Annotated in this window: 17 protein-coding genes; 14 read left to right on the top strand and 3 right to left on the bottom strand. The window is 62.1% G+C overall.

Translation table 11 applies throughout. The features are described 5' to 3' along the window. Nucleotides 1-104: 104 nt before the first annotated feature. Nucleotides 105-1,907 (bottom strand): NAD(P)/FAD-dependent oxidoreductase, encoded by a 1,803-nt coding sequence (locus HGP13_RS17200; RefSeq protein WP_172227536.1) that lies wholly within the window; start codon nucleotides 1,905-1,907, stop codon nucleotides 105-107. A 510-nt stretch (nucleotides 1,908-2,417) separates the two neighbouring features. Between HGP13_RS17200 and HGP13_RS17205 the strand changes: the two genes are divergently transcribed. Then, entirely contained in the window at nucleotides 2,418-4,199 is a 1,782-nt protein-coding gene (locus HGP13_RS17205) for an acetolactate synthase 3 large subunit (RefSeq protein ID WP_172227538.1), read from the top strand. Between the two features lie 83 nt (nucleotides 4,200-4,282). Then, entirely contained in the window at nucleotides 4,283-4,855 is a 573-nt protein-coding gene (ilvN, locus tag HGP13_RS17210; RefSeq protein ID WP_172227540.1) for an acetolactate synthase small subunit, read from the top strand. Nucleotides 4,856-5,207: 352 nt separating this feature from the next. Here ilvN and HGP13_RS17215 read toward each other — a convergent pair whose 3' ends face one another. Beyond that, nucleotides 5,208-5,603, bottom strand: coding sequence for a metalloregulator ArsR/SmtB family transcription factor (locus HGP13_RS17215; protein WP_246707415.1), 396 nt, complete (start codon nucleotides 5,601-5,603; stop codon nucleotides 5,208-5,210). 183 nt (nucleotides 5,604-5,786) lie between these two features. On the opposite strand from HGP13_RS17215, the gene HGP13_RS17220 reads away from it, so the two are divergent. From HGP13_RS17220 to HGP13_RS17265, 10 genes are all read left to right on the top strand, one after another. Beyond that, a complete protein-coding gene (locus tag HGP13_RS17220) occupies nucleotides 5,787-6,746 on the top strand; it encodes an acyl-CoA desaturase (RefSeq protein ID WP_172227542.1) in 960 nt (319 codons plus the stop codon). 103 nt (nucleotides 6,747-6,849) lie between these two features. After that, on the top strand, nucleotides 6,850-7,446 hold the full coding sequence (locus HGP13_RS17225; protein ID WP_172227544.1) for a LysE family translocator: 597 nt from the start codon (nucleotides 6,850-6,852) through the stop codon (nucleotides 7,444-7,446). Between the two features lie 124 nt (nucleotides 7,447-7,570). After that, complete coding sequence (locus HGP13_RS17230; protein WP_172227546.1) at nucleotides 7,571-8,041, top strand: nucleoside deaminase; 471 nt, start codon at nucleotides 7,571-7,573, stop codon at nucleotides 8,039-8,041. Nucleotides 8,042-8,260: 219 nt separating this feature from the next. Further along, entirely contained in the window at nucleotides 8,261-9,520 is a 1,260-nt protein-coding gene (locus tag HGP13_RS17235; RefSeq protein ID WP_172234753.1) for an efflux RND transporter periplasmic adaptor subunit, read from the top strand. Continuing rightward, on the top strand, nucleotides 9,517-12,681 hold the full coding sequence (locus HGP13_RS17240) for an efflux RND transporter permease subunit (protein ID WP_172227548.1): 3,165 nt from the start codon (nucleotides 9,517-9,519) through the stop codon (nucleotides 12,679-12,681). The genes HGP13_RS17235 and HGP13_RS17240 overlap by 4 nt, the downstream gene beginning before the upstream one ends. A gap of 79 nt (nucleotides 12,682-12,760) precedes the next feature. Further along, a complete protein-coding gene (gene nthA, locus HGP13_RS17245; RefSeq protein WP_172227550.1) occupies nucleotides 12,761-13,366 on the top strand; it encodes a nitrile hydratase subunit alpha in 606 nt (201 codons plus the stop codon). A 13-nt stretch (nucleotides 13,367-13,379) separates the two neighbouring features. After that, nucleotides 13,380-14,039, top strand: coding sequence for a nitrile hydratase subunit beta (gene nthB, locus HGP13_RS17250; RefSeq protein ID WP_172227552.1), 660 nt, complete (start codon nucleotides 13,380-13,382; stop codon nucleotides 14,037-14,039). Then, on the top strand, nucleotides 14,026-14,394 hold the full coding sequence (locus HGP13_RS17255) for a nitrile hydratase accessory protein (RefSeq protein WP_172227554.1): 369 nt from the start codon (nucleotides 14,026-14,028) through the stop codon (nucleotides 14,392-14,394). Before nthB ends, HGP13_RS17255 begins: the two co-directional genes overlap by 14 nt. 99 nt (nucleotides 14,395-14,493) lie before the next feature. Continuing rightward, on the top strand, nucleotides 14,494-15,423 hold the full coding sequence (locus tag HGP13_RS17260; protein ID WP_172227556.1) for a DMT family transporter: 930 nt from the start codon (nucleotides 14,494-14,496) through the stop codon (nucleotides 15,421-15,423). Nucleotides 15,424-15,575: 152 nt separating this feature from the next. Continuing rightward, complete coding sequence (locus tag HGP13_RS17265; protein ID WP_172227558.1) at nucleotides 15,576-16,703, top strand: ATP-dependent RecD-like DNA helicase; 1,128 nt, start codon at nucleotides 15,576-15,578, stop codon at nucleotides 16,701-16,703. Between the two features lie 19 nt (nucleotides 16,704-16,722). On the opposite strand, the gene HGP13_RS17270 is transcribed toward HGP13_RS17265, so the two are convergent. After that, the gene (locus HGP13_RS17270; RefSeq protein ID WP_172227560.1) at nucleotides 16,723-17,127 is read right to left on the bottom strand and encodes an STAS/SEC14 domain-containing protein; all 405 of its coding nucleotides are present in this window, start codon (nucleotides 17,125-17,127) and stop codon (nucleotides 16,723-16,725) included. 154 nt (nucleotides 17,128-17,281) lie between these two features. Between HGP13_RS17270 and HGP13_RS17275 the strand changes: the two genes are divergently transcribed. Next, nucleotides 17,282-18,022 (top strand): pyridoxine 5'-phosphate synthase, encoded by a 741-nt coding sequence (locus HGP13_RS17275; protein WP_172227562.1) that lies wholly within the window; start codon nucleotides 17,282-17,284, stop codon nucleotides 18,020-18,022. A 98-nt stretch (nucleotides 18,023-18,120) separates the two neighbouring features. Further along, nucleotides 18,121-20,034, top strand: a complete 1,914-nt coding sequence (locus HGP13_RS17280; RefSeq protein WP_172227564.1) for a potassium transporter Kup — start codon at nucleotides 18,121-18,123, stop codon at nucleotides 20,032-20,034. The last annotated feature ends 101 nt before the right edge of the window (nucleotides 20,035-20,135 follow it).

Raw genomic sequence — 20,135 nt, forward strand, 5'->3', positions numbered from 1 at the left:
CGCCGGTAAGTCCGAACCGGTCGAGCCTCGTGCTTGAGCAATTGACGACGGTGTAGCTGTGGTGCGGCATTCGCCGCACCACAGTGGTTCCTTGTTCGGGTTGGCTATCCCTTGTGGTGCACCTTCTGCAGCGCGTAGACCGGCGTCGGCAGGCCTGCCTGCCTTGCCTTCAATTGCAGCGCCAGGAACTGCGAATAGTGGCGTGACTGGTGCAGATTGCCGCCATGGAACCACAGCGCTTCCTGCTGCGTCGGCTTCCACATGTTGCGCAGCTCGCCTTCCCAGGGGCCGGGATCCTTGGTGGTGTTAGAGCCGAGGCCCCAGCATTTACCGACCTTGTCGGCGGTTTCGCGAGAGATCAGATCTGCGGCCCAGCCGTTCATCGAGCCATAGCCGGTGGCGTAGACGATGAGGTCCGCGGGCAGTTCCGATCCGTCGCTGAGCAGAACCGAATGCTGCTTGATCTCTTCGACGTCGACGCCGCTCTTCAGCTTGATCGAACCATCGATGATCAGCTGAGAGGCGCCGACATCGATATAGTAGCCGGAGCCGCGCCTGAGGTACTTCATGAACAGGCCGGACTCGTCGTCGCCCCAGTCGAGCATGAAACCGGCCTTCTCCAGTCCCTTGTAGAATGCCGAGTCGCGTTTCTTCATCTCGGCATAGGCCGGGATCTGGAACTCGTGCAGGATCTTGTAGGGCAGCGAAGCAAAAATCAGATCGGCCTTGGCCGTGGTTATGCCGTTCTGCACTGCCTGCTCCGAGTAGAGCGAGCCCAGCCCGATCTCCATCAACGTGTCGGATCTGGAAATATGGGTGCTCGAGCGCTGCACCATGGTGACGTCGGCACCGGCTTCCCAAAGTGCGGCGGCGATGTCGTGGGCGGAATTGTTGGAGCCGATGACGACGGCCTTTTTGCCGGCATAGGCGTCGGGGCCGGGGTGCTTCGATGAGTGATGCTGGTCACCCTTGAAGTTTTCCATGCCCTTGAATTTCGGCAGATTGGCCTTGCCGGACTGTCCGGTCGCCAGCACCAATTGCTTGGGCTTCAGGGTGATGTCCTTGCCGTCGCGGCGGACGACGACCGTCCACTCCTTCTTCTTGTCGTCATAGGAAGCGCTCTTGGCCTCGGTCGAGGACCAGTAGTTCAGCTCCATCACCTTGGTGTACATTTCCAGCCAGTCGCCGATCTTGTCCTTGGGCGAGAAGACCGGCCAGTTCTTCGGGAAATCGATATAGGGCAGATGGTCGTACCAGACCGGATCGTGCAGGCAGAGCGACTTGTAGCGTTTGCGCCAGCTGTCGCCGGCCCGCTCGTTCTTCTCGACGATGATGGTCGGCACACCGAGCTGCCGCAGCCTTGCGCCGAGCGCGATCCCACCCTGGCCGCCGCCGATGATGAGCGTGTCGGGCTGCGTCTTGAAGCCGAGTTCGGCGGCCTCCTTCTCGCGTTCTTCCTTCCATGTCGGGCGGTTCTTGCCCGAGCCATGCTTGGCGCCCATGGGCCGCGCGAAGCCGGCCTTCTCTTCGTGGCCTTTCAATTCGGCCATGGTGGTCAGCAGCGTCCATATCTTGCCGTCCTTCAGCCTGACATGGCCAAAGCCGCGCGCCAATTCGGTCTCGAAACTGATCCAGCCCTCGATCAGCCCGCCGCTCTCGGTCGCGTCCTCGCCCTTGGCGAGCGTCCAATGCGACGGCTTTGTCTTCGACAACTGGCTTTTCAGCATGTCGCGGACCTGGTCCTTGCCCTCCATGGTCTTGATGTTCCAGGTGAAGGTGACAAGGTCGCGCCAGTAGCAGTCGTCTTGAAAACAACCGACGGCCTTCTCGATGTCATTGGCGGCGAGCGCGGCGCCGAATTGGTCGAGCAGGTCGGACAGTTTCTTGTTTGGGGCCTTGTCGAGCATAAGTCTTCCTCCGTGAAATCCAGGCCGTCATGGTGGCTCCTCCCGAGCCGGACGATCAAGTATCGGCAGAGAGCACGGCCTTCGTCACGCCCCACCATAGTTTCGCGTGGCTTCAAGGACTTATCCGGAAAACGCTGCTGCCGTACTGACCTGGGAGCGCCGTGTTGAGGGCGATGGATGGGACGTTGCGGTTTGCGTGATGTCGGCAGGATGTGGCGTCGGTCGCGAAATCGTGACGGCCATCTGTCGAATTGGGAAACACCTTCATCGCCGCCGCGATTTTTGCCGTTGACAGGCTGCCTTGCCCGCCCTTAGTGTCCGCGACCATGAAAAAGGCACTCATTCTCGTAGGAAGGCGCGTGGGCAAGGCGGTGTAACCGCCGGGCGAAAACCTCCCATGCGCAACACACAGGCTCCCTCGGGGGCCTTTTTTATTGCCTGAAACACGACTAAACGACCAACAACACCCAAATGGCAACGCCCAGATGGCGACAGTACGGGACCAGACCGATGAGCAACGGACAGAGTGAGCGGCGCGAAATGACGGGCGCCGAAATGGTGGTGCAGGCGCTGAAGGACAATGGCGTCAAGCATGTCTTCGGCTATCCGGGCGGCGCCGTCCTTCCGATCTATGACGAGATATTCCAGCAGGACGAGGTCGAGCACATTCTGGTGCGCCACGAGCAGGGCGCGGGCCACGCGGCCGAGGGCTATGCGCGCTCGACCGGCAAGGCCGGCGTCATGCTGGTGACCTCCGGCCCCGGCGCCACCAATGCTGTGACGCCGCTGCAGGACGCGCTGATGGATTCGATCCCGCTGGTCTGCCTGACCGGGCAGGTGCCGACCTCTCTGATTGGCTCCGACGCCTTCCAGGAATGCGACACGGTCGGTATTACGCGGCCCTGCACCAAGCACAACTGGCTGGTGAAGGACGTCAACGAGCTCGCCGCGACCATCCACGAAGCCTTCCATGTCGCCACGACCGGCCGTCCCGGTCCGGTGGTGGTCGACATTCCGAAGGATGTGCAGTTCGCCAAGGGATTTTATGTCCCGCCGCAGATCGCGCCGCGCACCAGCTATCAGCCCAAGGTCCAGGGCGACCTGGAGAAGATCAAGGTAGCGGTCGAGCTGATGGCCGGCGCCAAGAAGCCGATCATCTATTCGGGCGGCGGCGTCATCAATTCAGGTCCGGAAGCGAGCCATCTGCTGCGCGAACTGGTCGATCTCACCGGTTTCCCGATCACCTCGACGCTGATGGGCCTCGGCGCCTATCCGGCATCGGGCAAGAATTGGATGGGCATGCTGGGCATGCACGGCACCTACGAAGCCAACATGGCCATGCATGATTGCGACGTGATGATCTGCATCGGCGCACGCTTCGACGACCGCATCACTGGCCGACTGACGGCGTTCTCGCCTAACTCGCGCAAGATCCACATCGATATCGATCCGTCGTCGATCAACAAGAACGTGCACACCGAAGTGCCGATCATCGGCGATGTCGGCCGGGTGCTGGAGGATATGGTGCGGCTGTGGCGGGCAAGCGCCAAGGCCGACAAGAAGGCGCTCTACCCCTGGTGGGAGCAGATCGCCAAGTGGCGCGGTCGCGATTCACTCGCCTACAAGATGAACCACGACGTGATCATGCCGCAATACGCCATCCAGCGGCTCTACGAACTGACCAAGGGCATGGACACCTACATCACCACCGAGGTCGGCCAGCACCAGATGTGGGCGGCGCAGCACTATCATTTCGAGAAGCCGAACCGGTGGATGACATCGGGCGGGCTGGGCACGATGGGCTACGGCCTGCCGGCGGCACTCGGCGTGCAGATCGCGCATCCCGACGCGCTGGTCATCGACATCGCCGGCGATGCCTCGGTGCAGATGACGATGCAGGAGATGAGTGCCGCGGTGCAGCACAATGCGCCGATCAAGATCTTCATCCTCAACAACCAGTATATGGGCATGGTGCGGCAGTGGCAGCAACTGCTGCACGGCAACCGGTTGTCGCATTCCTACACCGAAGCGATGCCGGACTTCGTCAAGCTGGCCGAGGCCTATGGTGGCCATGGCATACGCTGCGAGAAGCCGGACGAGCTGGACGACGCCATCAAGGAGATGATCTCGGTCAAGAAGCCGGTGCTGTTCGATTGCCGCGTGGCGAACCTCGCCAATTGCTTCCCGATGATCCCGTCGGGCAAGGCGCATAACGAGATGCTGTTGCCGGACGAGGCAACTGACGAGGCGGTGGCGAATGCCATCGACGCCAAGGGCAGGGAACTGGTGTAGCCGGCAAGCCGAGGCAGGGCTGTCGCGAGAAGCCGTGCGGGAACAGAGAGTTAGATCAAGAGTTTGAAATCGAGATTCATGTCATGAACGCACAGCTACAACCGACCGGTTCGGCCTATTTCATCGCCAAGGAAACCGAGAAGCCGGAGAACCACACGCTCTCCGTGCTGGTCGACAACGAGCCGGGCGTGCTCGCCCGGGTCATCGGCCTGTTTTCAGGGCGCGGCTACAACATCGAGAGCCTTACCGTTTCCGAGACCGAGCATGAAAAGCATCTGTCGCGCATCACCATCGTGACGCGCGGCACGCCGCATGTGCTGGAGCAGATAAAGCATCAGCTCGAGCGCATCGTGCCGGTGCACCGCGTGGTCGACTTGACCGTGCGCTCGCATGAATCCGGCCAGGAGCGGCCGCTGGAGCGGGAACTGGCGCTGGTCAAGGTTGCCGGCACCGGCGAAGCCCGCGTCGAGGCGTTGCGGCTGGCGGACGCGTTCCGCGCCAGCGTCATCGACGCCAACACCAAGCATTTCATCTTCGAGATCACCGGCAAGGGCACCAAGATCGACCAGTTCATCGCCATCATGAAGCCGCTCGGCCTGGTCGAAATCTGCCGCACCGGCGTGGCGGCTTTGAACCGCGGCCCGCAGGCGATGTAGGAATTTATGCGAATTTAAAGTTCCGCAATCACGGTCGGGCTAGGAGATTCGAAAGGCGATTTGAGACTTGGTGGCGCATGACCCCGCGACAAGAACTGGCGATACATGTGATGATGTACGCCATGATCGCATTCTCGATTTGGGTGCTTGCCCATGCCTGGGCGACGATAACAGTCCTGGTCGGACGAACCGTTGAATGGGTCGCCTATGCAGATGATCCAGACACATTCAGGAAGTGGGTCTTGATCTACGCCCTATCCATTCCCCTCTTGGGTTGGTTTCTTTGGGCGCTGAAGTATCGCCGTCGCCGAGACTGATCGCCCGAATTTATCCGGTCAAACGCCTGCGAATATCAGTTGCCGGAGTTTGTCGGCTTGGCGTCGAGCTTGCCGGTGGCCAGCTCCTTGCTTTCCCTTTTTAGCGGACGCGATACGGGGCAGACATCCTGAACGAAGCCGTTCAGCGTGTTCACCAGATTGTTCTCGACCAGCGAGTAGTGGATGAACTGTCCCTGCCGCTCCCTGGCGATGAGGCCGGCCGTCTCCAGAATGTTCAGATGCTGCGAGATCGACGGCTTCGACATGTCGAAGCGCGCTGCGATCTCGCCTGCCGTTAGCGACGAGTGCGCAAGATAGGCCAGGATCCTGCGCCGGGGGGCGGAGGACAGCGCCTCGAAGACGCGCTGGATCGCGCCGCTGGCGCCGATGCCGGCTTCAGCCTCCGATGCCTGCTCTGTTTTCTCGACCACTTCGTACCTCGTAATCGCAGGCGTCATCGAGACGCCCGTCGGCATTTTCCGGCCATTATTTAGACTATTGCCTAAATACCTAATCTGGCATAATAGATGATTAGCTTATTGCCTAAATACGGCGCGAGGCGTCAAAAGGCAAGGCTGTGGTTCGGAAAATGTTCATGCGAGGAGGGGTTCCCGATGAAGACCATATCCACGGGCAGAATGATTTCACGAGAAGACAGCGACGCGCGCGATGGCAGGGTCGTCTGGATGCCGGCCAAGTCGTTCTGGGTCGGCGCAATGACGGTTATCGCCATCGTGTTCGGACGACTCACCTTCAACTGGAGCGCCTTTGCGCTGTTCGTGGTGATGACAGCGGTGACGATCTGCGCCGGGCATTCCGTCGGCATGCATCGCCTGCTCATCCATCGCTCGTTCAAGGTTCATATCTGGATCGAACATGCGCTGGTCTATCTCGGCGTGCTGGTCGGCATGGCCGGCCCGTTCGGCATGATCTATGCGCACGATATCCGCGATTGGGCGCAGCGACAGACGGACTGCCACGACCTGCATGCCCACCGCCGGCCTTTCTTCACCGATGCCTTCTGGCAGATGCATTGCGCGGTTGCCTTGCGCAATCCGCCTGATTTCGTCATCGAGCGGTCGATCAGGAATGACCGGTTCTACAAATTCCTCGAGCGCACATGGATGCTGCAGCAGCTGCCATGGGCCATCTTATTCCTGCTGGTTGGTGGCTGGAGCTGGGTGGTCTGGGGCATTGCCGTGCGCGTTTCCATGTCCCTCACCGGACATTGGCTGGTCGGGCATTTCGCGCATCGGGGCGGCGACCAGGGATGGTGCGTCGATGGCGTGGCGGTGCAGGGTTACAATCTGCCGCGTTTCGGATTGGTGACCTTCGGCGAGAGCTTTCACGGCAATCATCACGCATTTCCCGAATCCGCGCGGCTCGGCCTCGAACAGGGACAGATCGACCTTGGCTGGATCTTCATCCGGGTTCTTGCCGGCCTCGGTCTCGCCCACGGCGTAAAACTTCCGGAGAACACCCCCAAGCGGAAGGGGTTGCGCCGCCTGCGCGGCAAGGAGCAGACCATGCCCGCCGCCCACAACCGGTTGCCGGCGCCGTCTCACGGCAGATGACGGCATCGCGGCTGAAGTCGCGAGGCGGCCGCTGGACCAAAGGATTGAATTTGCGTCCGGCGCCCGGTCGATTTAAGTCAGCATTACTGACCTTGTGGACCCGATGTCACTCGACGCATTCCTCGCACTGCTCGTCTATGCCTTCGTGACCTCGATCACGCCGGGGCCGAACAACCTCATGCTGCTGGCCTCCGGCGTCAATTTCGGCATCGCCAGGACGATACCGCACATGCTGGGCATCAGCATCGGCTTTCTCGTCCTGTTGCTCGCCGTCGGCTTCGGGCTTGGCGCCGTGCTGACGGCGTTTCCGGCGCTGCACAACGCCCTCAAGATCGCCGGCGCCGCCTATCTGCTCTATCTCGCCTGGAAGATCGCCATGTCGCGCTCATTGAGCGGCAAGGGTGAGGCGGAAGCGCGGCCGATGCGCTTCATCGACGCGGCGGCGTTTCAGTGGGTCAATCCCAAGGCCTGGGTGATGGCGATTACCGCCATGGCTGTCTACACGAACCCCGATCACCCCTTCATCTCTGTGGCGCTGATCTCGGTCGCCTTCGCCGTCGTCAACCTGCCGAGTGTCTCGATATGGGCGGGATTCGGCACGGCGCTGCGTGGATTCCTCTCGGATCCGGTACGGCTGAAATGGTTCACCATCGCCATGGGCGTGCTGCTGGCCGCAACGCTGTGGCCGATGCTGCGCTAGGCTCAGGTCTCATTGATTAGAGCCAGAAGCAGATCACAGACTTGAATCTGATTTGCAGCCCCTTGGAAATCCGTCTGCTTCAAGACAAGATCATCCCGCTTAGCTTCTTTGGGAGGAGTCTCTTATGGAAAGCCACGAGCCGTTTTTACGTGAGGCGATTGCGCTCTCGAAATCCGCGATGGAACGCGGCGACGAACCATTTGGATCGGTGCTGGTGAAGGACGGCGAAGTCATCCTGCGCGCCGAAAACAGCGTCTTCACCGGTCACGATATGACCAACCACGCCGAAATGAACCTGGTTAAACTGGCGGCACAACACTACGACAATGCTTTTCTCGCTGACTGCACGCTCTATACCAGCACGGAGCCATGCGCGATGTGCTCCGGGGCGATTTACTGGTCGGGCATCGGGCGTATGGTGTTTGCGTGCTCCGAAGCGCGGCTTGGCGAGATCGCTGGGATCGGGTTGAACGTGCCGAGCCGGGCGGTGCTGCAAACCGGCGCGCGCATCGTCACTGTAATTGGCCCGAATCTTGAAGACGAAGCCGCCGAAGTCCATCAGGAATTCTGGCCGAAGCATCTGGGCAAGGCTTAAAGCCCAGTTTTTGGGACCCGCGACAGGCTTCGGCCCACGACCATAGCCGGCTGCCTATCCATTGTGCAGTGCACATTAAATCTTCGTAATGCCGTGTTTTGGCCCTTTTCCGACAAACGCGTGTCCTATCTATTCGGCGAAATCGCGGCAATGAGCTGTGAGTTGCGCTAGAATACGACCACCTGGCAACGGCGTGTCGGACGGAGAGGCACCTTGACGATACGTGGAAAAGCCATTCTTTCATTGCTAGCGGTCGCCTGCGCGGGCGCGGCCTGGCTTTATCTGTCTCCTGATACGCTGGGCAAGGTTCAGCAGATGATCGGCGCGAAGCAGGTCGCGGCAACGGACAAGCCGGCAACCGACAAGCCGGCAACGGGGGGCAAGCAAGGGGGTGGCAATGGCGCCCGTTCGGCCTCAATCGTCTCCGCGACGGCAACGACGGCCGACTTCCCGATCCGGCGCTACGCCATCGGCTTCGTATCCTCTCCGGCAGTGGTAAACATCAACGCGCGGGCCTCAAGCCAGATCGTGTCGATCGACGTCAAGGACGGCCAGATGGTGAAGGCCGGTGATGTGCTGTTCTCGCTCGACGACCGCTCGCAGAAGGCGCAACTCGCCAAGGACCAGGCGACGCTCGCCAAGGACCAGGCGATGCTTGCCAGTTCGAATTCCGATCTCCAGCGCGCCAAGGACCTTGTCGCCAAGCAGGCCGGCACCCAGCAGACCTACGACCAGGCCGTAGCCGCGCAGAAGGCGGCAGCCGCGACCGTCGATGCCGACAAGGCGACGATCGACGCCGACAATGTCCAGCTCAGTTTTGCCACCATAACGGCGCCGATCGCCGGCAGGCTGGGCGCCGTCAATGTCGCTGTCGGCGATCTCGTCACCGTCAGCAATGGCAACAGCAGCACGGCAACCCCGCTGGTGACGATCACCCAGATGGATCCGTTGCAGGTCAACTTCAATCTGCCGGAAAGCAATCTGGCGCTGTTGCATAAGGCGCTCGCAAACCCGCAGCAGGGGGCCGTGACCCTGACCAAGGATGGCGACCCGACGGCGATCGGCAAGGGCGCGCTCGATTTCGTCGATTCCAGTGTCGACACCGCGTCCGGTACGATCGCGACGCGGGCAAGCATTCCGAATGCCGATCTTTCGTTGTGGCCCGGCCAGTATGTGAATGTCGTGCTCGACGCCGGCGTCATGCCGCAGATGACTTCCGTCCCCACCGTCGCGGTGCAGCCCAGCCAGAAAGGGCCTTTCGTCTATGTGGTGAAGTCGGACAACACGGTCGAGCTACGGCCCGTGCAGGTGGCGCTGACCGAAGGCCAAAACAGTGCCATCAGCCAGGGTGTGAAGGCGGGTGAGAAAGTGGTCACGGAAGGCCAGACGAGGCTGAAGAACGGCGCCGCCGTACATGAGGGCGCCGCGGCTACACCCAAGGTGGCTCAGGCGACCAACACGGGCGAGGCGGCCCAATGATCTCCGAATTCTGCATCCGCAGGCCCGTCGCGACCCTTCTGATGTCGTTCGCCCTCGTGCTGGGTGGGTTGTTCGCCTACAAATTCCTGCCCGTGGCGGCACTGCCCAGCGCCGAATTCCCGGTGGTCAACGTGTCGGCTTCGCTGCCGGGCGCCTCGCCGGAAACCATGGCGACATCGGTGGCGACGCCGCTGATCAAGCAGTTCGCGACCATCGCCGGCATCGATTCGATCTCGACCACCAATTCTCTCGGCCAGACCTCCATCGCCATCCAGTTTGTGCTCAACCGCGACATCGACGCCGCGGCCGCGGATGTGCAGGCGGCGATCGCGCGCACGCAGAAATCGCTGCCGCCGCAGATGACGTCACCGCCGAGCTACCGCAAGGTCAATCCCGCCGACGCGCCGATCCTGTTGATGTCGCTGGTCAGCGATACAGTTCCGCTTACCGATCTCGATGCTTTCGCCGAAAACGTCATCTCGCCGTCGTTGTCGACCATCGATGGCGTGGCGCAGGTCTCGATCTTCGGTCAGCAGAAATATGCCGTGCGCATCCAGATCGATCCGACGGCGCTTGCCGCGCGCGGCATCTCGATCGATCAGTTGCAGGCGGCGGTCTCATCGGCCAACAGCAATACGCCACTCGGTGTTCTTCAAAACAACAAGCAGCAGCTGACCATCACCGCCAACACCCAGCTGACCAACGCCGCCGGCTTCTCAAACCTCATCATCGCCACCAAGAACGGCCATCCGGTGCGGTTGGGCGAGGTGACCCGCGTTGTCGATTCGGTGCAGACCACGACAACGGCGAGCTGGTATGACGGCACGCGCGCGATCATCATGGCGGTGCAGCGCCAGCCCGACGCCAACACCGTCGACGTCGTCGACAAGGTCAAGGCGATGCTGCCGTCCTTCCAGGACCAGATGCCGGGAGACGCCCAGATCAAGCTGCTCAACGACCGTTCGACCTCCATCCGCCAGGCCGTCAACGATGTGCAGTTCACACTGCTGTTGACCATCGCGCTGGTGGTGATGGTGATCTTCGTGTTCCTGCGCCGGGTGACGGCGACCATCATCCCGGCCGTGGCGGTGCCAATCTCGCTGATTGCCACGCTCGGTGCGATGTTCCTGTTCGGCTTTTCCATCGACAACATATCGCTGATGGGCCTGACGCTCGCCGTGGGCCTCGTCGTCGACGATGCCATCGTCATGCTGGAAAACATCTTCCGCCACATGGAGGAAGATGGGTTGTCGGCCTTCGATGCATCGCTGAAGGGCGCGCGCGAAATCGGCTTCACCATCATCTCGATCTCGATTTCGCTGGTGGCCGTGTTCATCCCCGTGCTTTTGATGGGTGGTGTCATCGGGCGCATCTTCAACGAGTTCGCCGTCGTGGTGACGGTCGCCATCCTCGCCTCGATGTTCGTCTCGCTGACGCTGACGCCGATGCTGTGTTCGCGGCTGCTGTCGGTGACCAAGGCCGATCGCGACAAGCATGGCCCTGGTCACAAACAGGATTTCGTTACACGCAGCTACGACCGGGTTCTGACATTCTGCCTGCGGCATACCTTCCTGGTGTTCCTCGTCTTTGTCGGCACCGCGGCAGCATCGGTGTGGCTGATCGAAATCTCGCCGAAGGGCTTCTTTCCGCAGGAGGATCTCAGCCAGATCTCGGTGACGACCATCGCGCGCCAGGACATTTCCTTTGACGCCATGGCCAAGCTGCAGGGGCAGGTCGCAAGCGTCTTTTCCCATTCGCCCTATGTTGCGCATGTGGCCTGGTCGGCAGGCAGCGGCAACAATGCATTGAACCAGGGCCAGCTCTATGTGCAGTTGAAGGACAAGAGCCAGCGACCCGACATCGAGAAGGTGCAGGCGGATCTGCGCAAGCAATTGGCTGGCGTGGCGGGCATCGAGACCTACATGCAGCCGGTGCAGAATCTGCGGCTCGGCTCGCGATCGTCGGCCAGCGCCTACCAGCTCGTGGTGCAGGGCCTCGATACCGGCCTGACCGACCAATGGGCGCAGAAACTGAATGACGCGATGGCGGCCGACCATACGACCTTCACCGACGTCACCAGCGACCTGCAGAACAATGCCCTGCAGGCATCGCTGATCATTGATCGTGACAAGGCCGCCCAGATCGGCATCGATACCGGCACGCTGCGCTCAGCCCTCTATGGCGGGTTCGGCACCGACCAGGTCTCGACGATCTTCGGTTCGGCCGACAGCTACGAAGTCATCACCGAGCTCGATCCCAAGATCGAGTGGTCGCCCGAGCGGATGCTCGCCATCCAGATGAGGACGGCGAGCGGCTCTCTGGTTCCGCTCGGTGCCTTCGCCCGGGTCGATCGCACGGCCGGCGCCTTGACGGTTAACCAGCTCGGCCAGCTTCCGGCCGTGACCATCTCCTACAATCTGCCGCAGGGCGTCGCGCTCGGCGACAGCGTCACGCGCATCAACGCGCTCAAAGAGCAGATCGGCATGCCGACGGCGATCTCGACCAGCTTTGCCGGCACGGCCAAGACCTTCCAGGATTCGCTGGCGAACCAGGGCTTGCTGGTCGGTGGCGCGATCCTGACCATCTATATCGTGCTCGGCATTCTGTACGAGAGCTTCATCCACCCGCTCACCATTCTCACCGGGCTGCCGTCGGCGGTGCTGGGCGCGGTCGTTGCCTTGCGCTTCGCCGGCATGGACCTGTCCGTCATCGCAGTGATCGGCATTCTGATGCTGATCGGCATCGTCAAGAAGAACGGCATCATGATGGTCGACGTCGCGCTCGAATTGCGACGAGAAGGCATGTCCGCCAAGGACTCCATCCACAAGGCCTGCCTGATGCGCTTCAGGCCGATCATGATGACGACGCTGGCCGCGCTGATGGGTACATTCCCGATCGCGCTCGGCACCGGCGCCAGCGCCGAACTGCGCCAGCCGCTGGGCGTTGCCGTCGTCGGCGGCCTGCTGGCTTCGCAGGCGCTGACGCTGTTCGTGACACCGGTGATCTACGTCTACATGGAGAATTTCTCGGGCTGGCTGGTCGGACTGTGGTCGAGGGGCAAGGCCAAACCGCAGGTGGTCAAGGAGAGTGGCGACCAGCCTTCGCTGTTCGGCACCAATGACGACATCCCGGCAGACGCGCAAAAGACCGCAGCTGAATGACAGGCTGACACGGCGAGGATAGAAGCTGGCCCAAGCTGTCGTGCTTGCGGCCGGCAGAGCAGAGCCGTAATTTGTGGCCATGTCCCATGATCATGACCACGACAACGAGCTCGATCCTTTTGCGGCGCGCGTGCGCGCGCTGGAGACCATCCTGACCCGCAAGGGGCTGATCGATCCGGCGGCGATCGACGTCATCGTCGACACCTACGAGACCAAGATCGGCCCGCGCAACGGCGCCATGGTGGTGGCCAAGGCCTGGAGCGATCCTGCCTATGCGGACTGGCTCAAGCGCGACGCTACGGCAGCGATCGAATCGCTCTCCTACACCGGCCGGCAGGGCGAGCACATGCAGGCGGTGTTCAATACGGGGGATACGCACAACCTCGTCGTCTGCACGCTGTGCTCCTGCTATCCGTGGTCGGTGCTCGGCCTGCCGCCGGTCTGGTACAAGGCGCCGCCCTATCGGTCGCGCGCGGTGATCGATCCGCGCGGCGTGCTCGAAGAATTCGGGCTGACGCTGCCGGCCGCCACCAAGATACGCGTCTGGGATTCGACGGCGGAACTGCGTTATCTCGTGGTGCCGATGCGGCCGGACAGCACCGAAGGCTGGAGCGAGGAGCGGCTGGCCGAACTGGTGAGCAGAGATGCCATGATCGGCACCGCGCTGGCCCAGGCACCGGAATGAAGGGGGAGCCGGCATGAACGGGCCGCAGGATCTTGGCGGACAGATGGGATTCGGCCTGGTCGCGCCCGAAAAGGACGAGCCCTATTTCCACGCCCCATGGGAGCGGCGGGCGCTCGGTGTGACGCTCTGCGCCAGCGCGATGGGCGCCTGGACCATCGATGAGAGCCGGCATGCGCGGGAATCGCTGCACCCTGCCGATTACTATGGCTCCAGCTACTACCAGATATGGATCAAGGCGCTGGAGACTCTGCTCAAGCGCCATGGTTTCGTCAGCGAACGCGATCTCGAGGCGGGCGAGGCGATCGATGCTGCGGCGACCCCGAAACGGGTGCTCAATGCGGAAAATGTGCCTGCCGTGCTGGCCAAGGGCGGCCCTTGCGACCGGCCGATGGCGGAGCCGGCGCGGTTCAAGGCCGGCGATTCCGTGCGAACCAAAAACTTCAATCCGACCGGCCACACCAGGCTGCCGCGCTACGCGCGCGACAAGCGGGGCACGATCGAGGCGGTGCGCGACGGTTTCGTCTTTCCCGACACCAATGCGCATGGCCAAGGCGAAAACCCGCAATGGGTCTATACGGTGGTTTTCGACGGTACGAAGATCTGGGGCGAGGGCGCCGATCCGACGCTGACCGTTTCGATCGATGCCTGGGAGAGCTATCTTGAGCCGGCCTGAAGCGAAAGCGACCGCCGCCGATTTGCCCGCGGGCCCGGATGCGCCTGTCTTCGCCGAGCCTTGGCAGGCCGAAGCATTCGCCATGACCGTGGCGCTGCACGACAAGGGCCTGTTCTCGTGGGGCGAATGGGCGGAGGCCTTGTCGGCAGAGGTGAAGAAGCCGGGTGCGGCAGCCGACGGCCATGACTATTACGAGCATTGGCTGGCGGCGCTGGAAGGGCTGCTTGCCTCAAAGGGGTTGGCCGCCAGGCCCGATGTCGATGCGATGACTGAAGCCTGGGAACGCGCCGCGCATGCCACGCCGCATGGCAAGCCAATCCTGCTGGAAAACGATCCTGAGTTCCAATCCGCCTGATCAGGCTGACATTTTTCGGACCGTTCAAATCCTCACGCCCGCCTGAACGATGGCAACCATCTCGCCCGAAAAGCCGCCCCTCCACCCAAGAGAGACTGAATGTACCTGTCGGAAATTCTCTCGATCGGCGCGGCGCTCTGCATCGCAACGAGCGGCATGCTGGCTGGTGAACTGGTCGGCCGCATCGACGCCTTGACCCTGACCCGCTTGCAGACGCTTGCGGTGACTGTCGCCACTACAATCGCGGCAACAGTGCTGGGCGGCTGGGCCGGGCTGCAGGCATGGCAGATGGGCTACCTTGCCGCTTCCGGCGTGTTCGGGATCTTCATTGCCTCATCGGCCTACATCTCGTCGATATTCGCACTCGGGCCGCGCCTGGCGTTGCTGGTGTTCTCGCTGACCTCGCCCTTTGCCCTGGTCATGGGCTATTTTTTCCTGGGCGAGACGGTCGGTCCCGTCAAACTGGCTGGCGTGGCGCTGGTTATCGCCGGCATTGTGCTGGCCATCCTGTTCGGGCGCCCAGCCAAGGTTCAGCCGGAAGGCATTTTCCCGACACCACCGATCGAGACGGCGGTGCTGCCGGCAAAGCAGATGACCTTGCCTGTCGGTCTTGCCTTTGGACTGGTCGCGGCGCTAGGGCAGGCGGCTGGCGCCCTGGTGGCGCGCCCGGTCATGGCATCGGGCGTCAATCCGTTCACGGCGATGGCGATCCGGACGGGGGTGTCGGCCGTGTTGTTCCTGCTGCTGGTGCTGGTCCCCCTGCGCAGCGTTGCCAAGCGACCCCGGCCGTCGGCGCGAACGCTCGGCATCGGCATTTGCGGCGCACTGATCGGCACCGGCATGGGCATGTCGCTCATCATGGCCGCGCTGGCCGGCGGAAAGGTCGGCATCGTCTCGACATTGTCGTCGCTCTCGCCAGTGCTGGTGTTGCCGATGGTGTGGCTGCGCAGCGGCTACAGGCCGCCGGCGCCGGCCTGGGCCGGGGCGGTGCTCGCCTTCGCCGGCACAGCCCTGATCGCGCTCGGCTGACAGGAGCGATCAACCAGGTGCCTGCGTTTGTTCTCTTTACGTTCTTGTATGCGCCTGATAGCCTGAACCGTCGGCGGCGCTCGGTGCGTCACTGACGGCAGTCGACAGGCGACTGTCTTGTCTTTCGCTTGCGAATCCGGTCTGTCGCACTGATGGAATTCTCTCCCCAACAGGACGAGGCGCTGCAAGCGGTCGCCCGCTGGCTGCAGGCCGGCCAGCCGCAGCTTTTCCGGTTGTTCGGCTATGCCGGCACCGGCAAGACGACGTTGGCGCGCTATTTCGCCGACCATGTCGACGGCCAGGTGCAGTTCGCCGCCTTCACCGGCAAGGCAGCACAAGTGCTGCGCTCCAAGGGGGCGGTTAACGCGCGCACCATCCATTCGCTGATCTATAGGCCGAAGGGCGAGGAATCGGTGGAGAACGAGGTGACCGGCAAGACTTCGATGTCGCCGACCTTTTCGCTCAACCGGCAGAGTCCGATTTCGCGCGCCAAGCTGGTGGTCATCGACGAATGCTCGATGGTCGACGAGCAGCTTGGCAGCGACCTGATGAGTTTCGGCACGCCGATCCTGGTGCTCGGCGACCCCGGCCAATTGCCGCCGATTTCAGGCGGCGGCTTCTTTACCGATCACGAACCGGATTTCCTGCTCACCGAAATCCACCGGCAGGCACGTGACAATCCGATCCTGCGGCTGGCGCTCGATGTGCGCGAAGGCCGCGAATTCATGCGCGGCGACTATGGCACGGCGCAGGTGATCGGCAAGGAAGATGTCACCCAGGAACTGGTGCTCAAGGCGGACCAGGTGCTGGTCGGCACCAACCGCACGCGCCGCCGCTACAACCAGCGCCTGCGCGAGCTCAAAGGCTTCAACGCCGACTATCCGCAAGCCGGCGATAAGCTTGTCTGCCTGCGCAACGATCCAGCCAAGGGACTGCTCAACGGCTCGCTGTGGAGGGTGATGACCTCGTCGCGAGAGACGGTAAAGCCGGGCATCAACCTGCTGGTGTCGCCGGAAGAGGACGATCCGGATCGCGGCGTCGCCAAGATCAAGCTACTCAAGGCGGCGTTCGAGGATCCGGACGCCGACATCCCCTGGCAGCAGAAGAAGCGTTTTGATGATTTCGACTATGGCTATGCGCTGACCGTGCACAAGGCGCAGGGTTCGCAGTGGAACGAAATCGTGCTGTTCGACGAAAGCTGGGCCTTCAAGGAAACCCGCCAGCGCTGGCTCTATACCGCGATCACGCGGGCCGCCGAGCGGTTGACGATCGTCAGATAAGGCATGGCGGCCAGAGTCGTCATGGCGCGCTGAGCGGCTGGACGCCGAACCATTCCCAAGCCTCGGCTTCGTCCTCGGCCTTGAAATGGCGGAATTCGATGGGCGAGGACTTGGGCAAAGCGTGCCGTGCGTCCGGCGTCCAGTCCGGCGTCCCGATCGCCGCGCAACGGCCTATATGTTCCAATGCGTGGACGGCGCCCTCTTTGAGGGTTTCGTCGGAGATGTCGGTCCAGTCGACGCCATCGTGATCGACCATGCGCACGGCCACGTCGATTCGCTGATGGAGCGCGTAGGCCGCTTCCAGCAGGCCGAACAGGTTTTCTGCATCGGCCGCCGAGACATGACCGACCACATCGATGGCGAACAGGTCGTCGCGACCGGTGTCTATGCGACGGATCGCCGGCACGGATTGCAGGAAATTCACGGTTGGTGCCTCCTTTTGCGGAACAGTGTTGGTCTTCTGGAACACCCGAAACCCCTATCTGTTCCCGCCAAAGGCGCTATAGATGCCCGGTCTCAAGCGCGCCGCGGCCGAACAGTGGCGTGCCCTAACCGCCTGATTTCACGGACGCCAGCCCATGCCTGCAAAGCTTTCCGTCAACCTCAACGCCATCGCCATGCTGCGCAACCGCCGTGACCTGCCATGGCCGAGCGTGATCGGTGTCGGCCGGCTTGCCCTTGCCGCCGGAGCGCATGGGCTGACCGTCCACCCGCGTCCCGACGAACGTCACACACGGCATTCCGACGTACCCGAGATCAGGGCGCTGATCGACGACGAGTTCCCGAAGGCTGAATTCAACATCGAGGGCTACCCGAGCGAGGATTTCCTGGCGCTTGTGGAAAAGCACCAGCCCGAACAGGTGACGCTGGTTCCCGATGATCCGGCACAGGCAACCTCCGACCATGGCTGGAACTTCGTCACCGATGCGGCGTTCCTGACGCCGATCGTCAGGCGCTTGAAGAAAGGTGGTTTCAGGGTCTCGCTGTTTTCAGACGCCGATCCTGCCGGCATGGCCGCCGCGCGCGATACCGGCGCCGACCGGATTGAACTCTATACCGGTCCCTATGGCAGCTATCATTCCGATTCCGAAAAGGCGGCCAAGGAGCTGGAAAGACTGGGGAAAACAGCCGACGCGGCGTTCGCGGCCGGCCTCCAGGTCAATGCCGGGCACGATCTGACGGTGGACAATCTGCCTGCCTTGGCGAAGCGCATCGCGGCATTGGCCGAAGTGTCGATCGGACATGGGTTGACAGCCGACGCGTTGGAGTATGGCATGGCCGGAACGGTGGGACGGTTTCTCAGAGCCTGCGGCTGGTAGGGGCAGAGCTTCGCCTTGCAGGTATGGCAGCCATAGCGTGCAATTGAGATCGCATCGCAGCATGCGTGAAGCACCGCGCGCTTGTCGGGGGGTGGTCCATGGACCTTGCCAGTCGTGGTAGCGAGGCCGAAACCGTCGAGCAATCAAGCCATTCCGGGGCGGAGCAGCACAGCACCAAGGTGCTGATGCTGGGTGCGCTCGGCGTTGTCTATGGCGATATCGGCACCAGCCCGATCTATGCCTTCCGTGAGGCGCTTCACGCTTCGCCCGGTATCGATGCGCGCGTTCATGTGCTTGGCGTGCTGTCGCTGATCGTCTGGGCGCTGACGATCATCGTGACCATAAAATATGTCGCCTTCGTGCTTCGGGCCGACAACAAGGGCGAAGGCGGTACGTTGTCCCTGATGTCGCTGGCGCGCAGCGCCTATCCCAAAGGCGCGCGACTCATCCTGGCGATCGGCCTTTGCGGCGCGGCACTGTTTTTCGGCGATTCGATCATAACCCCGGCCATCTCCGTGCTGTCGGCGGTCGAGGGCCTCAGGGTGGTGACCCCGACACTGGACGCTTACGTCGTGCCGATTACGCTGGTCATCCTGGCCATCCTGTTCTCGGTGCAACGCTTCGGCACGGGGAAGGTGGCGGCGGTGTTCGGCCCGGTGACCGCGCTGTGGTTCCTGGCTATCGGCGTCGCGGGGCTCTATCACCTGATGGACGATCCATCGATCCTGCTGGCCATCAATCCGTATTACGCGGTCGCCTATCTCGTCAGCACGCCCACGGCCGCCTTTGTCACTGTCGGTGCGGTGTTCCTGGCGGTAACCGGGGCCGAGGCGCTCTATGTCGATCTCGGCCATTTTGGACGCAAGCCCATCGTGCTGGCGTGGTTTTCCATGGTTTTCCCTTGCCTGCTGCTCAACTATTTCGGGCAAGGTGCCTTTGTGCTGGCCAATGGCGGGCGGCCGACCAATCCATTCTTCCAGATGCTGCCTGACTGGGCGCTGATGCCGATGGTGGGACTGGCGACGGCCGCGACCGTCATCGCCAGCCAGGCAGTCATATCAGGTGCTTTTTCGTTGACCCGCCAGGCGGTGCAGCTCAACCTTCTGCCACGCATCGAGGTGCAGCATACGTCCGAAATGCAACACGGCCAGATCTACATGCCCCGCGTCAACCTGCTCGTCGCCCTGGGGGTGATGCTGCTGGTCGTCGGTTTCGGCAGCTCGAGTTCGCTGGCTTCCGCCTACGGCATCTCGGTGACCGGCGAAATGCTGATGACGACGATCCTGCTGTTCGTTGTCATGCGCAAGCTCTGGAAATGGACACTGGCGGTCGCCCTGCCGCTGACCTTGCTGTTCGGTATCATCGACAGCGGCTTCTTCCTGGCAAACATCGTGAAGATCTTCGAAGGCGGCTGGGTGTCGATCACGGTTGCCTGCCTGATGGGGCTGATCATGGGGACCTGGATACGCGGCACCCGCTATCTCTTCGACAAGACCCGCCGCAACGAGATTCCGCTCGATTTCCTCGCCGCCAATCTCCTGAAGAAGAAGCCGCACCTGGTATCTGGCACAGCGGTGTTCCTGACCAGCGATCCACTCAGCGCGCCGACAGCGCTGATGCACAGCCTGAAGCACTACAAGGTGCTGCATGAGCAGAACGTCATCCTTTCGGTGGTGACGGCGCCGCAGCCGGTGGTGCCCGACAGCGAGCGGGTCAAGATGGAGACGGTCAACGAGCTGTTCATGCGGGTGACACTGACCTTCGGCTACATGGAACAGCCCAACATTCCGCGCGCTTTGGCGATCTGCCGCAAGCAGGGCTGGAAGTTCGACATCATGACGACGTCGTTCTTCCTGTCGCGGCGCTCGCTCAAGGCCTCGCCGAATTCCGGCATGCCGGTGTGGCAGGATCGGCTGTTCATCGGCCTGGCGCGCACCGCGGCCGATGCGACCGAATATTTCCAGATCCCGACCGGACGTGTTGTGGAAATCGGTACACAAGTCGCTATTTAAAGCAGATAAGGCAGGTATTATTGAGCGCCCGCCATGCCCCTGCAGCCGCGAATTCAGCCCGCAACCATTGGATTTACAGGCCATTTCCCAAGGAGCCTAGC

Origin of the sequence: Mesorhizobium sp. NZP2077 (assembly GCF_013170805.1) — a bacterium.
Taxonomy (GTDB): Bacteria; Pseudomonadota; Alphaproteobacteria; order Rhizobiales; family Rhizobiaceae; genus Mesorhizobium.

What these genes read in the sequence shown, in the direction of transcription:
- HGP13_RS17265 (WP_172227558.1), top strand. Translation starts at nt 15,576, where the DNA reads ATGGAATTCTCTCCCCAACAGGACGAGGCGCTGCAAGCGGTCGCCCGC.
- ilvN (WP_172227540.1), top strand. Translation starts at nt 4,283, where the DNA reads ATGAACGCACAGCTACAACCGACCGGTTCGGCCTATTTCATCGCCAAG.
- nthA (WP_172227550.1), top strand. Translation starts at nt 12,761, where the DNA reads ATGTCCCATGATCATGACCACGACAACGAGCTCGATCCTTTTGCGGCG.
- HGP13_RS17240 (WP_172227548.1), top strand. Translation starts at nt 9,517, where the DNA reads ATGATCTCCGAATTCTGCATCCGCAGGCCCGTCGCGACCCTTCTGATG.
- HGP13_RS17230 (WP_172227546.1), top strand. Translation starts at nt 7,571, where the DNA reads ATGGAAAGCCACGAGCCGTTTTTACGTGAGGCGATTGCGCTCTCGAAA.
- HGP13_RS17280 (WP_172227564.1), top strand. Translation starts at nt 18,121, where the DNA reads ATGGACCTTGCCAGTCGTGGTAGCGAGGCCGAAACCGTCGAGCAATCA.
- HGP13_RS17220 (WP_172227542.1), top strand. Translation starts at nt 5,787, where the DNA reads ATGAAGACCATATCCACGGGCAGAATGATTTCACGAGAAGACAGCGAC.
- nthB (WP_172227552.1), top strand. Translation starts at nt 13,380, where the DNA reads ATGAACGGGCCGCAGGATCTTGGCGGACAGATGGGATTCGGCCTGGTC.
- HGP13_RS17260 (WP_172227556.1), top strand. Translation starts at nt 14,494, where the DNA reads ATGTACCTGTCGGAAATTCTCTCGATCGGCGCGGCGCTCTGCATCGCA.
- HGP13_RS17225 (WP_172227544.1), top strand. Translation starts at nt 6,850, where the DNA reads ATGTCACTCGACGCATTCCTCGCACTGCTCGTCTATGCCTTCGTGACC.
- HGP13_RS17275 (WP_172227562.1), top strand. Translation starts at nt 17,282, where the DNA reads ATGCCTGCAAAGCTTTCCGTCAACCTCAACGCCATCGCCATGCTGCGC.
- HGP13_RS17205 (WP_172227538.1), top strand. Translation starts at nt 2,418, where the DNA reads ATGAGCAACGGACAGAGTGAGCGGCGCGAAATGACGGGCGCCGAAATG.
- HGP13_RS17200 (WP_172227536.1), bottom strand. Translation starts at nt 1,907, where the DNA reads ATGCTCGACAAGGCCCCAAACAAGAAACTGTCCGACCTGCTCGACCAA.